16 protein-coding genes and 1 tRNA gene are annotated in these 14,117 nt (G+C 65.8%); 9 read left to right on the top strand and 8 right to left on the bottom strand.

Annotated elements, in window-relative coordinates; genetic code table 11:
- The first annotated feature begins 28 nt into the window (after nucleotides 1–28).
- Nucleotides 29–658: a superoxide dismutase gene (locus tag J2T21_RS09590; protein ID WP_307580812.1), complete on the top strand. Its 630-nt coding sequence runs from the start codon at nucleotides 29–31 to the stop codon at nucleotides 656–658.
- A 114-nt stretch (nucleotides 659–772) separates the two neighbouring features.
- Here the strand turns inward: J2T21_RS09590 and J2T21_RS09585 are convergent, their stop codons facing one another.
- Nucleotides 773–2,221 (bottom strand): DUF5129 domain-containing protein, encoded by a 1,449-nt coding sequence (locus tag J2T21_RS09585; RefSeq protein ID WP_307580810.1) that lies wholly within the window; start codon nucleotides 2,219–2,221, stop codon nucleotides 773–775.
- Nucleotides 2,222–2,308: 87 nt separating this feature from the next.
- Nucleotides 2,309–3,085: a LysE family translocator gene (locus J2T21_RS09580; RefSeq protein ID WP_307580808.1), complete on the bottom strand. Its 777-nt coding sequence runs from the start codon at nucleotides 3,083–3,085 to the stop codon at nucleotides 2,309–2,311.
- A 184-nt stretch (nucleotides 3,086–3,269) separates the two neighbouring features.
- Between J2T21_RS09580 and J2T21_RS09575 the strand changes: the two genes are divergently transcribed.
- The gene (locus J2T21_RS09575) at nucleotides 3,270–3,716 is read left to right on the top strand and encodes an Lrp/AsnC family transcriptional regulator (protein ID WP_307580806.1); all 447 of its coding nucleotides are present in this window, start codon (nucleotides 3,270–3,272) and stop codon (nucleotides 3,714–3,716) included.
- 57 nt (nucleotides 3,717–3,773) lie between these two features.
- Entirely contained in the window at nucleotides 3,774–4,619 is an 846-nt protein-coding gene (locus J2T21_RS09570) for an aldo/keto reductase (protein WP_307580804.1), read from the top strand.
- Here the strand turns inward: J2T21_RS09570 and J2T21_RS09565 are convergent.
- Nucleotides 4,616–5,728: an MFS transporter gene (locus J2T21_RS09565; protein WP_307580802.1), complete on the bottom strand. Its 1,113-nt coding sequence runs from the start codon at nucleotides 5,726–5,728 to the stop codon at nucleotides 4,616–4,618. The two genes, J2T21_RS09570 and J2T21_RS09565, sit on opposite strands and share 4 nt — an antisense overlap.
- Nucleotides 5,729–5,756: 28 nt before the next feature.
- On the opposite strand from J2T21_RS09565, the gene J2T21_RS09560 reads away from it, so the two are divergent.
- Nucleotides 5,757–5,963, top strand: a complete 207-nt coding sequence (locus J2T21_RS09560; protein ID WP_307580800.1) for a hypothetical protein — start codon at nucleotides 5,757–5,759, stop codon at nucleotides 5,961–5,963.
- 95 nt (nucleotides 5,964–6,058) lie between these two features.
- Nucleotides 6,059–6,134, top strand: a tRNA-Arg gene (locus tag J2T21_RS09555).
- A gap of 250 nt (nucleotides 6,135–6,384) precedes the next feature.
- On the opposite strand, the gene J2T21_RS09550 is transcribed toward J2T21_RS09555, so the two are convergent.
- Entirely contained in the window at nucleotides 6,385–6,612 is a 228-nt protein-coding gene (locus tag J2T21_RS09550) for a hypothetical protein (protein WP_307580798.1), read from the bottom strand.
- A gap of 307 nt (nucleotides 6,613–6,919) precedes the next feature.
- Between J2T21_RS09550 and J2T21_RS09545 the strand changes: the two genes are divergently transcribed.
- The 3 genes from J2T21_RS09545 (at nucleotide 6,920) to ettA (ending at nucleotide 10,319) form a co-directional block, all read left to right on the top strand.
- Nucleotides 6,920–7,996, top strand: a complete 1,077-nt coding sequence (locus J2T21_RS09545; RefSeq protein ID WP_307580796.1) for a CPBP family intramembrane glutamic endopeptidase — start codon at nucleotides 6,920–6,922, stop codon at nucleotides 7,994–7,996.
- Complete coding sequence (locus J2T21_RS09540) at nucleotides 7,993–8,487, top strand: single-stranded DNA-binding protein (protein WP_307580793.1); 495 nt, start codon at nucleotides 7,993–7,995, stop codon at nucleotides 8,485–8,487. The genes J2T21_RS09545 and J2T21_RS09540 overlap by 4 nt, the downstream gene beginning before the upstream one ends.
- A gap of 149 nt (nucleotides 8,488–8,636) precedes the next feature.
- Complete coding sequence (ettA, locus tag J2T21_RS09535) at nucleotides 8,637–10,319, top strand: energy-dependent translational throttle protein EttA (protein WP_307580791.1); 1,683 nt, start codon at nucleotides 8,637–8,639, stop codon at nucleotides 10,317–10,319.
- A 129-nt stretch (nucleotides 10,320–10,448) separates the two neighbouring features.
- Here ettA and J2T21_RS09530 read toward each other — a convergent pair whose 3' ends face one another.
- Nucleotides 10,449–11,336, bottom strand: a complete 888-nt coding sequence (locus tag J2T21_RS09530) for an acyl-CoA thioesterase (RefSeq protein ID WP_307580790.1) — start codon at nucleotides 11,334–11,336, stop codon at nucleotides 10,449–10,451.
- Between the two features lie 165 nt (nucleotides 11,337–11,501).
- Here J2T21_RS09530 and J2T21_RS09525 point away from each other — a divergent pair, with 165 nt between their 5' ends.
- A complete protein-coding gene (locus J2T21_RS09525; protein WP_307580788.1) occupies nucleotides 11,502–12,161 on the top strand; it encodes a hypothetical protein in 660 nt (219 codons plus the stop codon).
- A gap of 36 nt (nucleotides 12,162–12,197) precedes the next feature.
- Here J2T21_RS09525 and J2T21_RS09520 read toward each other — a convergent pair whose 3' ends face one another.
- The 3 genes from J2T21_RS09520 to J2T21_RS09510 form a co-directional block, all read right to left on the bottom strand.
- The gene (locus J2T21_RS09520; RefSeq protein WP_307580958.1) at nucleotides 12,198–12,626 is read right to left on the bottom strand and encodes a globin; all 429 of its coding nucleotides are present in this window, start codon (nucleotides 12,624–12,626) and stop codon (nucleotides 12,198–12,200) included.
- 277 nt (nucleotides 12,627–12,903) lie between these two features.
- Nucleotides 12,904–13,596, bottom strand: a complete 693-nt coding sequence (locus J2T21_RS09515; RefSeq protein WP_307580786.1) for a DNA alkylation repair protein — start codon at nucleotides 13,594–13,596, stop codon at nucleotides 12,904–12,906.
- A 3-nt stretch (nucleotides 13,597–13,599) separates the two neighbouring features.
- On the bottom strand, nucleotides 13,600–14,073 hold the full coding sequence (locus J2T21_RS09510; RefSeq protein ID WP_307580784.1) for an OsmC family protein: 474 nt from the start codon (nucleotides 14,071–14,073) through the stop codon (nucleotides 13,600–13,602).
- Nucleotides 14,074–14,117: the final 44 nt, after the last annotated feature.

The following is a 14,117-nucleotide window of genomic DNA, read 5'->3' as shown; positions in this document are numbered from 1 at the left end:
CCCTGAAACAAGAGAATGAGGAGTCATTTTGGCTATTTATACCTTGCCCGAGCTGCAGTACGACTACGCGGCCCTGGAGCCGAACATCTCGGCGCGGATCATGGAGCTGCACCATTCCAAGCACCACGCGGCGTATGTGGCCGGGGCGAACACGGCCCTGGAGCAGTTGGCCGAGGCGCGGGAGAAGGGCGAGTTCGGGAATATCCCGAAGTTGTCCAAGGACCTGGCGTTCCACCTGGGCGGGCACACCAACCACTCGATCTTCTGGAACAACCTGTCCCCGGAGGGCGGGGACAAGCCCGAGGGGGAGCTGGCCGCGGCGATCGACGACGCCTTTGGCTCGTTCGACGCGTTCCGTGCGCATTTCACGGCTGCGGCGATGAGCCTGCAGGGCTCGGGTTGGGCGTTGCTGGGCTTTGAGGGCCTGGGTGGCCAGCTGGTCATCGAGCAGCTCTACGACCAGCAGGGCAACGTGCCGGTGGCGACGACCCCGTTGCTGATGCTGGACATGTGGGAGCACGCGTTCTACCTGGATTACGTGAATGTGAAGGCCGACTATGTGAAGGCGTTCTGGAACATCGTGAACTGGGCCGATGTCTCGGCGCGTTTCGAGGCGGCCCGCAAGGGTGCCGCGGCGCTGATCGTCCCGGGCAAGTAACAAAACCCGAAAAACACGATGGGGAGGGTATCGGCCCGGTCCTTGAACCGAGTCGATGCCCTCCCCTTTCCCGTGCCTCCGCCGGGCCGCGCGGCGCATCGGAGACGTGGCGGATCAGAAATGCGACGAGGAACCGGAACCGGAGAAACTGCCGCCGCTGGAGCCGTATCCGGTGCTGCCGCCCGAGGACGAGCTGGCGCTGCGGCTTTCCTGCACGCTGGAAATCCCGGAGTGGTAGCCGGCGCTGAACCCCACGACCGACCAGAACCTGTTGGCCGGGTACACGGTGCCCAGGATGCTGTGGTTCGAGGAATAGCTGGACCCGCGGGCCTCGGGGGTGCGCATGGCCGCACGCATCAGCTTCTCTTCTTCCTTGTCCTTCGCAAACTTCGCGATCACCGCCTCGGAGTACTCCTTGAGCATCCCGGTGAGCTGCTCGCGGGCTTCGGCGATCTGGTCCAGTGCTTCCTCGGGGCCGATTTGCCTGGACTGCAGGGCAGCACCCCACTTTTCCATTTCACCGGCCGTCATGGTCTTGAAGCGGCTCAGGGCAATGGCTGAGGGTGCCTCGGGTGCGGCATGCTTGCCGATGACCAGCGAATCGATTTCGGCCAGGTCCTCACGCAACGGGGCCAGCTGGCGTTCCCACGCAGCGGCCCAGCCCGAGCCCATGTTCAAGAGCATGTTCGTGTCGGCGATCACGTCGTCCAGGCGGTCCAGGTCGGTCGCCTTGGCCGCGTACTTCTCCATGAACAGCGCGGTTTCCTTGCGTGCGTGCGACTTCGGGTCCATGCCGTTGGCCTTGTTGCCCTGCGCGGCGAGCTCGTTGTAGGCGGCCATGAATCCGCGGTATTTTTCTAGCACCAGGCCGCCGTAGCGCGAGCTGTCATTGATCGTCTTGGCGTTCAACTCGGTGGCCTCGAGGTCCAGGCTGACGTTCGAGTAGCTGGCGTTGCCGATTTCAAGGGCCTTCAGGGAGCGGTTGCGGTAGGTCCTGCGCACATACAGGGTGCTGCCGACGCTGATGCCGCCGACCACCAGGATACCGCCGCTCCAGGCGTAGAGCTTGGGGGACTTGTACCAGGGGCGGTTCATCAATTGCGCGGCGCGTTCGACCCCGGCGATGGTCCCGTCGGTCCACTGGGCCTCCCGGTACAGGTCCTTGGTGGCGTTCTGGATGTCATCGCGCTGGGCGGGGGAGACCTTCCGGTCCTCGCCGAAGTACGTTCCCACCTGCCGGCCGGTGGGATCCAGCGCAAAGACGAACAGCGAGTCGGCCCACTTTTGCCCATCCGCGCTCAACCACTCGGGGTGCTTCTGGCGTGCGAAGCGCAGCACTTCCTCATTGAGGTTCTCGTTGTACTCGCCGTCCCGCGTGTAGATGGCGACCTTGGTCGGCTCGTTGAACGAGATCTTTTTGAGGGCCGGGACCAGTGTGTTCAGATCCAGCGTTCCGGCGGCGTCCTCGATGACGATGTCCATTGCCGGTGCGGCGAGTGCCGCCGGGGCACCGCCGACCAGCAGCAGGGCACCCAGGGCCAGGATGGACAGAAGCTTTCGCATGCGTATGCCGTTCGTCGATTGCAGTCTTCCCCTGAACCCTAACGGGGTTTACCCGATCGATCGATCCTGCATGCGTCCCCGGGTGTGTCAGCCGCCGAACAGGGCCATCAGGATCTGGATGGAAGCGAACAGCATCGGTGCCTGCTCGGCGACCAGCAGCAGCCCGAGGACGATCATGACCAACCCGCTGAACAGGGTGATGAAGCGGGCGGCGGCTGGACGCTGGCGCAACAGTGCCCGGGCTCCCAGCGCCACGCCCGAGTAGACGAAGATCGAGAGCACCATGTGGCTCAGGCCCAGCAGTGCGGTCTGCGCCGGGACGGAGAAGGCCGCCTCCGCATGGATGAACTGGGGGATCAGCGCCAGGTAGAGCAGCAGCGCCTTGGGGTTTGATCCGCTGGTGCCCAGGCCGCGGAGGAATGCCGGCCCGAAGAAGCGTTCACGGGGGTGCGGTGCTGCCGCGGCTTCGACGGCCGAGCGAACCATGGTGTCCGCCCCGCCACTTGAACCGGCCGAGAGCGGTGGAACCACGGAAGTGCCCGGTGGTTCAACGGGCGTGCCGGCTTCGGCGCTGAACCCGGCCCCGCGCCAGGACCTGGCGGTGCTGAAGCCCAGCCAGAGCAGGTAGGCCGCACCGGCCAGCGTGATCCAGGAAAGCAGCCGAGGATTGCTGGCAACCAGCGCCGCCATGCCGGCGACAATCAAGATGGTGTGGAAGACGTAGCCGCTGCACAACCCCGCCACGGCAGAAGAGACCTTGTGGCGGCCGAGGCCCGCGGAGATCGCGTACGCCCAGTCGGCACCGGGGGTCATGGCCAGGGCAAAAGACACCCCGAGGAAGCCAAGGATGGTTTGGATGTCCATGATCGATCTCTTTCCTGCCGTGGATGTACCGGCAAGTTTAGGAAGAAAACGGGGAAATGTGCTTGCGTGTTCTCGCGTCCTTGTGGACGCCTGCGCAAGGATGTAATTGATATGGTTGGTAAAGCGCAAGAATATTGCGTGTCGCTTTCGACTCGTCGAAATATTCTCGATCAGGGGCTGCCACATGGACGGAATTGACCGCGCGATCCTGCGCCGCTTGCAGGGCAACGGGCGCATGACCGCCACCGCCCTGGCGGAGGACGTCGGACTCACCCTGGCCCCCTGCCACCGCAGGCTGCGTGAGCTGGAGAACAGCGGCGTGATCCGCGGCTACCGGGTCGACGTGGACCCGGCGAAGGTCGGACTCGGCTTCGAGGCCCTGGTGTTCGTGACACTCAGGGACCGCTCGACCATGAAGGACTTCGAACACGAGGTTGGAAGGATCGGGCAAATCATCGATGCCCAGCGGCTCTTTGGCGAACCGGACTTCTTGCTGCGGGTGATGGCAGCGGACCTGCCCGCCTACCAGCGCCTTTACGACGACGTGCTCGTGGTTCTACCCGGTGTGGAAAAGCTGACCAGCACCATCGTCATGAAGAACCTCAAGTCCGGCGGCAGGCTGCCGATCTAGGCGGCACCGCCCCGCCGGCCCCTATCGGTAATCCTTTCCGTGCCATAGCATGGCCAAATGTCAGATAACTACGCATCGGTCCCGTTACGTGAACTCAACAATGGCGCCTTCATGCCATCAATCGGCCTTGGAACGTGGCAGCTCGACGACATCCAGGCCGGGGCGGCCGTGGCCCACGCATTGGAGGCCGGCTACCGGCTCATCGACACCGCGGAAAACTACGGAAACGAGGAAGGGATCGGGGAGGGGCTCGGCTCGATGTCGGTTCCCCGCGAGGAACTGTTCATTACCTCAAAGTTCAACGTGCAGTGGCATTCGGTCCAGGGAGTCATGGATGCCTGGGAGAACAGCTGCAAGCGCCTGGGGCTGGAATACCTTGACCTTTTCCTGATCCACTGGCCGAACCCCAAGGAAGGCAACTACGTGCAGGCCTGGGAGGGCCTGGTGAAGCTGCTCAAGCGCGGGCGGGTGCGGGCCATCGGCACCTCGAACTTCACGGTTCCGCAGTTGCAGGAGCTGATCGACGCCACCGGCGTGGTTCCGGACGTCAACCAGATCCAGCACTCCCCGTTTTGGCTTGACGACGACCGGCTGGCGTTCCATGCCGAACACGGGATAGTCACCGAAGCGTGGGCGCCGCTGGGCCGCGGGGAAAACGACTTGCTCGACGCCGCCCCGGTGCTTGCCGCGGCCGCTGCCCACAAGGTCACCCCTGCCCAGGCGGTGCTTCGCTGGCAGATCGAGCGCGGCGCCGTTCCCATTCCCAAGACGACAAGCCCGGTCCGGATGGCCGAGAACCTCGACGTCTTTGCGTTCAACCTCTCAGCGCAGGAGGTACTGGCCATCGACGAATTGGACGGCACGGCGGGAGAGCGCCTGGACCCCATGCGCTTCGGGCACTAGTCGATCCGTTCCGGGGTCGGACGCGGTCCCGGAACGTTCGTGGCCTTCGGCGTGATCAGCAGGGTCAGCAGCAGAATGGCCGCGACCAGGATGAATGCCTTCAGCACCCCGAAATGTTCGCCAAGGAATCCCAGGACAGGCGGCCCGATCAGCATCGAGGAATAGCCGAACACGGCAACGATGCCCACGCGTCGGGGTCCATCGGTGGGGTGCGCTGCCGCAACGCTCATGCCCACGGGGAACCCGAGCGACCCGCCCAGGCCCCACAGCAGGGCCCCGGTGAAGACCGCCCACGGCGCCGGGGCCAGGATGAACAAGACGATGCCGGCGAGACCCAGGATCCCCATGGTCACCAGGACCCGCTTGTGTCCGAGTCGGTCAATAAGAGGGCCGCCGAAAATTCGTCCCGCCGTCATGGCCGCGACGAATGCGCCGAAAACCAGGGCTCCGGTGGCTTCGGTGAATCCGTGGTCGTCCACCGAGGCAATGGTGAGCCAGTCGTTGGCCGTGCCCTCGGCAAACGCCAACCCGGCGACCATGAGGCCGATCAACATCAAGTGCCCGTCGCGGAACAAGGCCATGAGGCGCCGCCACCAGGTGTCGGCGGCGGGACCCGTGGCGGAGCCTTGGGCCGGCGGCGGTTCAAGGCCCGAAACGTTGCGGACGAAGTAGACGCCAAGGCCCATGATCAGGACACCGACGACCGCGAAGTTCCACATCACGTCGATGTCCAGGCGTGAGGCCCCCGCGCCCAGGACGGCGCCGATGATGGTCCCGAAACTGAAGAAGGCATGCATCATCGGCAGCACGGTCTTGCCCAGGGAGCGTTCGACCGCGGCGCCGTCGACATTCATCATCACGTCGGTGGCGCTGAAGACAAAACCGTAGAAGACCAGGATCGCCATGGCGCCCACGGTGCTCCCGAGCACCTCGGTCATGCCGCCCAGTACCGCCAGGGCCGCGCCCATGCTGAGCATTCCGAGCGTGATCCCGCGACGGATTCCGAGCCTCGCCAAGATGCCGGGGGCAAACGCCAAGCCTCCGATCGAACCGATGGCCAGGGAGAAAAGAAGGATGCCGACATCGGAGGTGGAAAGTTCGAGCTGCACCCGAACGGCAGGAAGCCGGGCAACCCAGGTGGCAAACGCGAAGCCGCATAAAAAGAAAATGCCAAAGATGGAGTTGCGCCACGCCGTGTTTGTGGGCAACCGAGTCGCTTCGACGGGTGCTTCGGATTTGCTCGGCAACGGCAGCCTTTCGACGCTAAAGCGGTGGATCTTTGCGGTGGGTGTCAACCTCCCCAAGCATGCGCTGGCTGACATGTTCATCATACGTCCGGAGTAATTGTTTTTCATCGCCCCACGCGGCCCGGCGGCCCGGTATCGCCCCGGGTGAAATGTGAGACCACTAATGGTTTGGGCTATGATTCTTGTGCACTTGCCTCCGTAGCTCAGTGGATAGAGCAACAGCCTTCTAATCTGTCGGTCGCGCGTTCGAATCGCGCCGGGGGCACCACGCAAAAGCGGCACTCACTTGGATATTCCTAGTGAGTGCCGCTTTTGCGTGGTGAGGAAAATGCTGCTTCGAGGGCAGCTTGGGGGCAGTATTCATGCACGACGCCCTCAAACGGTCGGCTTGTCGGGCAGCCGGATCACTGGTTTCTTCATTGGCGGCGCCGTAAAGAATCGAACGCCACCTCGCTCGATGCCGTTCGGGCATCGATTCCCAGGCGTCAGGCCGACGGCGCCTTGGGAATGTGGATTCGTCAGGCGTGGTGGATCCCACCGACCCGGTGGGCACCGTCCCACACCATTTCACGAGGCCCCGGCGCCACAGCATCCGGGGCCCTGGCCAGATAGCGCGCGCGGACCCTGGCTTCGAGATGCAGGTCCTCCGGCATCGATTCAACCACCAGGTCTTCCGGCCAATCCGAAACCGTCATCTCGCGGCCGTCAAAAGGTCCGCCACGCAGCACGACTCTAACCGAGTTCATGAGCGGGCTTCCGCGTCCGTTGGCAGTTCTCGGGTTTCCATGGTTCCATCCTTGATCGCCGTTGCCCACTGTCGCAAGCACTTGCCGTGGTTTCCCCAGCTTCACGTAGCCGGGTCGAATTCGCAATAGCCATCAGGCGCGACCGGGGCGAGGCCCGAATCGGGGCGGTCGCTTCCTGGCGCGGGAAGATCCGCACAAGGAATGATGCCGGGGTCAGGGTGGGCATGGCAGGGTTTAGGGAGACCCATATGGGCCTCACCGGGTCATGGCGAACCCAATCCGCCCACGAGGGAAGGCGTTATCGGACGTGGACCGCAACCAGCGAGCAATCCTGTACTTCACGGCCATCTCCTGCGGGCTGGCGTGGCTGGTGGCCTGGCCGCTGTGGCAGGGCGACGGATTGTTCGACACCAGGTTCGGGGTCGTTGCCCTGGCCATGATGTTCACGCCGGCGGTCGCAGCACTGGCCATGGTCTTCTTCATCGAACGGCCCGCTGCCAAGTTTCGCTCGCTGGGGCTGTGGCCGTTGAAACCCGCCGGCCGCCTGCTGATGTACCTGGTCCTGGCCCTGACCGTCCCGGTGGCACTGATCCTGGCGGCACTTCCCGTCGGGGCTGCGCTGGGGGTCTACCCGGCGGATTTCACCGGTTTCTCCGCCTTCAAGGCGATACTGGCCGCAGCCGGCCAGGGCGAGCTGCCCCTGCCCATCGAAATGCTGGTGGCGCTACAGTTTGTCAACGTGCTGATCGGTGCGCTCATCAACCTGCTTCCTGCCCTGGGCGAGGAACTCGGCTGGCGCGGCTGGCTGCTGCCCAAGCTCATGCCCTACGGCCCGGTGTGGGCGATCGTCGTGTCGGGCATCATCTGGGGCATCTGGCATGCGCCGTTGGTCCTGCTGGGCTACAACTACCCCTTGGCTCCGGGGTGGCTGGGGGTGTTCATGATGATCGGCATGTGCATCCTCGTGGGCGCAGTCTTCGGGTGGTTGCGTCTTCGCTCGGCTTCGGTGTGGCCGGCCGCGCTGGCCCACGGCACCTTCAATGCCGCAGCCGGCTTCTCCATGGTCTTCGCCGCGGCCGGCGCCCCGATCAACACGGTCAACGCGACGATCCTTGGCTGGTCCGGATGGATCGTCCCGCTGCTGCTGGCCATCGTGCTGGTCGCCACCAAGCAGTTCCGCGAGGGGCCCGCAGGCGGGAATCCCGCAGGCGGGAATTCGGTCCGGCGAGTTCTCCGCACAACCACCGGCGGTTGGTTAGCGTCCTGCGGCGTGGCATCTCCACAGCCGGGAACCGGATGGGCAGCACGCCTGGCGGACAGCGCCACACTGGGAGGACGAGGCGGGAACTGCCCGCCAACATCCGAACATTGGAGTGCACCATGACGGACCACATTACGTTGCGCGGTGTGGTGGGAACCGAACCCCGCCAGAGCGGGGAAAGCAGCGGCACGGTCATCGCAAAATTCCGCCTGGTCAGCAACGAACGGCGGCAGGATCCCGACACGGGACAGTGGGCGGACGTCCACAGCAACTGGTACACCGTCTCCTGCTTCAGGGCCATGGCCACCAACCTGCTTGCCAGCATCCACATGGGCGACCACGTGGTGGTCTACGGCAAGATGCAGGTCCGCGAGTACGACCGGAAGGACGGGGCCCGCGGCTTCAGCGTGGACATCGAGGCCATGGCGCTGGGCCACGACGTCCGTTTCGGGGTCAGCCGCTTCGAGCGGATCCGGGGTGCCGGGGGCGAGGACAACGGTGCGCGACGCACCCGTGCCGGCGAGTCGGTCCACGGGCGCGAGGAGTCCAACGACGGGTTCCCGGTGACCGGCTGGCCGGACGCCGAGTCCGTGACCGACACCGAGGCGGCCTGAGGGCCCGGGCAGCAAACTGGCAGGGAATGTGTGGGCGGCCACGGCATCGGATGCCGTGGCCGCCCAATGTGTGCAGGAACATGCCTGCTTGGGGGAATCCGGCCGCTGAAATTGTGAGGAAGTCCGTCCAAGGCACTAGCCTTGTGGGCATGGCGGAATTCATTTACACGATGACCAAGGCTCGCAAGGCCGTTGGCGACAAAGTCATTCTCGACGATGTCAGCATGTCGTTCTATCCAGGTGCAAAAATTGGCGTGGTTGGACCGAACGGTGCCGGCAAGTCCACGATCCTGAAGATCATGGCGGGGTTGGACATACCCTCCAACGGCGAGGCACGCCTCAGCCCGGGATACAGCGTTGGAATCCTGTTGCAGGAACCGCCGCTGAACGAAGAAAAGACCGTTCTGGGCAACGTCCAGGAAGGCGTCGGGGAGATCTATGAAAAGATCACCCGATTCAACGAGATCTCCGAGGAGATGGCCCAGGACGGCGCGGACTTCGACACGCTGCTCGAGGAAATGGGACACCTGCAGGAAGCCATCGACACGGCCGACGCGTGGGATATCGACTCCCAGCTGGAACAGGCCATGGATGCCCTGCAGTGCCCGCCGGGGGACTCGCCGGTGTCCCACCTTTCCGGTGGCGAACGCCGCCGCGTGGCGTTGTGCAAGCTGCTCCTGCAGAAGCCTGACCTGCTGCTCCTCGACGAGCCCACCAACCACTTGGACGCCGAGTCCGTGTCATGGCTCGAACAGCACCTGCAGGCATACCACGGTGCCGTCCTTGCCGTGACCCACGATAGGTACTTCCTGGACCACGTGGCCCAGTGGATTGCCGAGGTCGACCGCGGGCGCCTGATCCCGTACGAGGGCAACTACTCCACGTACCTGGAGAAGAAGCGCGAGCGTCTCGAGGTCCAGGGCAAGAAGGACCAGAAGCTTGCCAAGCGCCTGAGCGAAGAACTCGAATGGGTTCGTTCCAACGCCAAGGGCCGCCAGACCAAGTCGAAGGCGCGTCTGGCCCGGTACGAGGAAATGGCGTCGGAGGCCGAGCGCACCCGCAAGCTGGACTTCGAGGAAATCCAGATCCCGGCAGGGCCGCGACTTGGCTCCCTGGTCATTGAGGCCAAGGACCTGAAGAAGGGCTACGGCGACCGCGTGTTGATCGACAACCTGTCCTTCACCCTGCCGCGCAACGGCATCGTCGGTGTCATCGGCCCCAACGGCGTGGGCAAGTCGACCTTGTTCAAGACCATCGTCGGCATGGAGCCGATCGACGGCGGCGAGCTGAAGATCGGCGACTCGGTCAAGATCTCTTACGTCGACCAGAACCGCGGCGGCATCGACCCGGAGAAGTCCCTGTGGGAAGTTGTTTCCGAGGGGAACGACTACATGTACGTCGGCCAGGTCGAGGTTCCCACGCGCGCCTACGTCTCGGCATTCGGCTTCAAGGGCCCGGACCAGCAGAAGAAGGCAGGTGTGCTCTCCGGTGGTGAGCGCAACCGCCTGAACCTGGCGCTGACCCTCAAGCAGGGCGGCAACTTGCTGCTCCTTGACGAACCGACCAACGACCTCGACGTTGAAACCCTCTCGTCGCTGGAAAACGCTCTGCTCGAATTCCCGGGTTGCGCCGTGGTCGTATCGCACGACCGCTGGTTCCTGGACCGCGTGGCCACCCACATCCTGGCCTACGAGGGCACCGATGAGGATCCGTCGAGCTGGTACTGGTTCGAGGGCAACTTCGATTCCTACGAGGCCAACAAGGTCGAGCGCATGGGCCCGGAGGCTGCCAAGCCGCACCGCGTCACCCACCGCCGCCTGACCCGCGACTAGCAGCCGACGCGCCTTTGGGGCGCTTCGGTTCGGTCCACGACAAAGGCCCGGATCCCGCCGGAATTTCTTCTGGCGGGATCCGGGCCTTCGTTGTTTTTGGCCGGCAGTGTCCGGGGCCGCCCCCCGGGGCTAGTCTTCGTCCTGGGGCAGGCGGATCATGCCTTCCTGGGCGACGGTGGCCACCAGTTCTCCTGCGCGGTTGAAGATCCGCCCGGTGGCCAGCCCCCGCGCACCGGAGGCGCTGGGGGACTCCTGGACGTAGAGCAGCCACTCATCGACGCGGAACGGTCGGTGCCACCACATCGCGTGGTCCAGGCTGGCCACGGACATGCCGGGGGTGATCCAGGTCAACCCGTGGCGGCGCAGCACCGGCTCCAGCAGCGTGTAGTCGCTGGCATAGGCCAGCGCGGCACGGTGCATGGCGTCGTCTTCGGGCATGGCGGAGTTGGTCTTCATCCACACCGCGTTGGTTGCCGGACGGTTGGCCGGGCCCTTGAGGAAGAGCGGCTCGCTGATGTAGCGGATGTCGAAGGGCCTGTCGAACGCGTACTCCTTGGCCACCGGGTGGTCCAGGTCGCCAATCAGCTCGGCGGTGGTGGGCAGCGACTCGGGATCCGGGATGCCCTCGGGCATGGCGTCCTGGTGGTCAAGGCCCTCGGAGTGCGCCTGGAACGAAGCGATCATCGAGAGGATCGGCACGCCGTTCTGGTAGGCGTGCACCCGCCGGGCGGAAAACGAGCGCCCGTCGCGCAGCCGCTGCACCCCGAAGGTGATCGGCAGGCTGGCGTCCCCGGCGCGCAGGAAGTAGCCGTGCATCGAATGGATCGGGCGCTCCTCCGCAATGGTCTTGGAGGCGGCCATCACCGCCTGGCCGAGCACCTGGCCGCCAAAGACGCGGTTCCTGGCCTGCGGCGGGGTGTGGCCGACGAAGATGTCCTCGTCGGTGCGGGCCTCGGGGTCGCCGGAGAGGTCCAGCAGCTCGATCAGCTTCGGGGTCGTGGTGTCTTGGGTACTCACGTGTCTGCTCCTTGGAGGGGAGAAAAATGGATCTGGTAAGACACTATCGCCCCGGTGTTCCGTTCGCCGTATTCGCACCCGCCGCCTCCCCGCGCGGCGGTGTCGTGTGTCTCCGCGGGACTGCGGCAATGGGCCGACACGCACCGGACATGGAAGTATGAAGGCATGGCAAGTGAATTCGTAGTACTCGAGGACCAGGAAACCGTTGCGGACCTGGCCACGTTCCTTTCCCGCGCGCGTTCGATCGAGGACGGCTCGGTGATGATGCAGGCGGCCGGCAACGCCCTGGCCCTGTATGTCCCGGTGCTCTACCCGGAATTCCTGGGCGATTCGGTTCCCACGGTGCTGGGGATGCGCGCCGTGCGGCTCTCGGTCCCGGCCAAGGCGCAGGGCGTCTATGCGCTCTCGGCGCTGACCGAGCGGCTGGCCCGGATGGGGACCGGGTCCCTGGAACTTTCGGTTCCCCCGGCTGAGGTCAACGCGTCGTGGGCGGGCCAGCAGGTCCCGCGCGGCGGCTGGGACGCGGTGGCGACGCTGTCCGACGACACCCTGGTGGCCGAGGCGGTGCGCGGGATGGGCGTGGTGGCCCAGGCCCTGCCCGAAAACGCCGGGCGCCCGGTGCTCAAGACCGTCCGAGCCAGGATCTGGTCCTCGCCCGTCGAAGGGGTGGAAGCGGCGATGCCGCTGGCCATGGCCTTCGGCGCCCACGCACTGGGGTTCCTGCGCGAGGGGGAGAGCTCCACGCTGTTTTCCTCCGGCGCCTGGCTGCGGCTGGGCAGCACCGGAGGCCACGTGGTGGCACGCCAAGGCGGCATCCTGGGCTAGCCGCCCGGATCCCGCGGACCCGCCTGCCCGGCGCGATTACTGGTCGGGCGCGTTCATCAGCGAGTGGGCGGCCCGGTCGAAGTAGTCCCAAAGGGTTGCCTCCTGCAGCGGCGGCAGCTCCAGCGAGTCCACGGCAATGCGCATGTGCTTGAGCCAGGTATCGCGGTTGTGCGAATTGATCGTGTACGGGACGTGGCGCATGCGCAGGCGCGGGTGCCCGCGGCGCTCGGAGTAGGTCTTTGGCCCGCCCCAGTACTGCTCCAGGAACAGCTGCAGGCGCATGGTGGCAGGACGCAGGTCCGTTTCCGGGTACATGGCGCGGAATTCCAGGTCCTGCCCGACCGAGTCGTAGAAGGCCTCGGCCAGCCTGGCGAAGGTCTCCCGCCCGCCGACCTGCGCGTAGAAGGTGCCCTCGTAGGCGGCCGGGTCGTGGTCGTCGTTGGGGGAGAGCTTGCCCTCGGGCAGGGCGTTGCCCAGCGAGGCACCGACCGGGCGCAATTGGCCCGGTTCCTCGCCGAAGGGGCGCAATTGCCCGATGCCCTCGCCGAAGCGGGTGGGCACCGGCAGCAGTGCCGGCTCGGGGGCGGACTCTGGGGCGGGGCGGTTCTCGTTCACGGTTCGGTGTCCTTTCAGTTCCCGGCTGCGGCCCGGGACCCTTTGTGCCCATTATCCCGCGGGCTCAGCGAGGGCCGCACGGCTTTCGCGCAGGGCGTGAGACGCCGGCCCCTGTCGAGGGGACCTACTACACCGCCTGGCCCAGGTGCTTGAGCGCCTCGCGCACCGCCAGCGGGCTCATGTTCTCCCGGTGCGCCCGCACCCAGTCACGCACCCACCCGGGGTCGGTCCTCGCGTATTGCCGCAGCGCCCAGCCCATGGCCTTGCGGATGAAGAACTCCCGGTCGCCCAGGTTGGCGCGCAGCGCCTCGTCGAGCAGCACGGTGTCGGTGTCCGCATGCAGGTGCAGTTGGCAGATCATCGACTGGCGCCGCTTCCACATGTTCGCATCCGTGCTCCAGCGGCGTATCTGCGCGGCCAGCGGTTCCGGGTGGGCGAGCAGCAGTTGCCCCAGGGGCCGGGAGCAGCCATCGACGATGTCCCACCAGGCGCCCTCGAGGATCATGCGCTCATAAAGCGGCAGGAATGCCAGGTCCCCGCGGCAGGCGGCTGCCGCACAGATTTCCTGGGCGGCGTACCAGTGTTCGCGGTGCGTGGCCTGCGACCAGATCCCGGTGGCCAGCTCCAGCCGCTCCGGCGCGCTCGCGGCGCCGAGCAGGCGGACCAGCTCGCGGGTGGTGCGCCGGAGCACGGGGACCGGAACGCCCAGGAACGGCTGCGTGGTCTTCATGTAGGCCTGCGCGCTCGCTGCCCGGCCGGCATCGGCCAGCGGCAGCAGCATCGCGGTCAGCCGGTGAACCGCCGGGGTGCCGGTGTCCACGGTTCAGGCGCCCGGGGCCACCGGGGCGTGGTGCACCGGGAAGTTCACGCTGCGGGCGATGAAGCACACGGCGTTGGCCGCCGAGTGCAGGGAATCGGCCAGCTCCCGCTGGGATTCGTCGGCCAGCCCCACGCGCGGGGCAAGGTTCGCCTCGAGGAATTCCCCGCTGCCGTCGCGGTTCAGCCGCAGCACCCCGGAGGCGGCATCGGTGTACCCGGTGACGACCAGCCCGTGCCGGACCGCCACGTGCAGGTAGGAGAGCATGTGGCACTGGGACAGCGCGGCCAGCAGCAGCTGCTCGGGGTTCCAGCGGTCCTTGTCCCCGTGGAACGTCGGGTCGGCGGTGCCCGGGAGGTCGGGCAGGCCGGCGGCGCGGATCACGTGGTCGCGTCCGTAGCTGCGGTAGCCGGAGGTTCCTTCGCCGCGGTTGCCGGTCCAGGAGATGTCAACGCGATATTCGTGCAGTGCCAGGTTCATGCAACCATTCTCGCCCAACCGGTGGTGCCGGCGCACGCCGGCAC

This window comes from Paeniglutamicibacter psychrophenolicus (assembly GCF_030812255.1).
In the GTDB taxonomy this organism is placed as follows: domain Bacteria; phylum Actinomycetota; class Actinomycetes; order Actinomycetales; family Micrococcaceae; genus Paeniglutamicibacter; species Paeniglutamicibacter psychrophenolicus_A.
Note: the sequence above shows the minus strand (reverse complement) of the source record. Positions and strands in the feature narration are given on the sequence as shown.

Bases quoted from the DNA above. Each gene is read 5' to 3' on its own strand.
- J2T21_RS09510 (WP_307580784.1), bottom strand. From the start codon at position 14,073: ATGAACCTGGCACTGCACGAATATCGCGTTGACATCTCCTGGACCGGC.
- J2T21_RS09580 (WP_307580808.1), bottom strand. From the start codon at position 3,085: ATGGACATCCAAACCATCCTTGGCTTCCTCGGGGTGTCTTTTGCCCTG.
- ettA (WP_307580791.1), top strand. From the start codon at position 8,637: ATGGCGGAATTCATTTACACGATGACCAAGGCTCGCAAGGCCGTTGGC.
- J2T21_RS09525 (WP_307580788.1), top strand. From the start codon at position 11,502: ATGGCAAGTGAATTCGTAGTACTCGAGGACCAGGAAACCGTTGCGGAC.
- J2T21_RS09540 (WP_307580793.1), top strand. From the start codon at position 7,993: ATGACGGACCACATTACGTTGCGCGGTGTGGTGGGAACCGAACCCCGC.
- J2T21_RS09550 (WP_307580798.1), bottom strand. From the start codon at position 6,612: ATGAACTCGGTTAGAGTCGTGCTGCGTGGCGGACCTTTTGACGGCCGC.
- J2T21_RS09585 (WP_307580810.1), bottom strand. From the start codon at position 2,221: ATGCGAAAGCTTCTGTCCATCCTGGCCCTGGGTGCCCTGCTGCTGGTC.
- J2T21_RS09575 (WP_307580806.1), top strand. From the start codon at position 3,270: ATGGACGGAATTGACCGCGCGATCCTGCGCCGCTTGCAGGGCAACGGG.
- J2T21_RS09570 (WP_307580804.1), top strand. From the start codon at position 3,774: ATGTCAGATAACTACGCATCGGTCCCGTTACGTGAACTCAACAATGGC.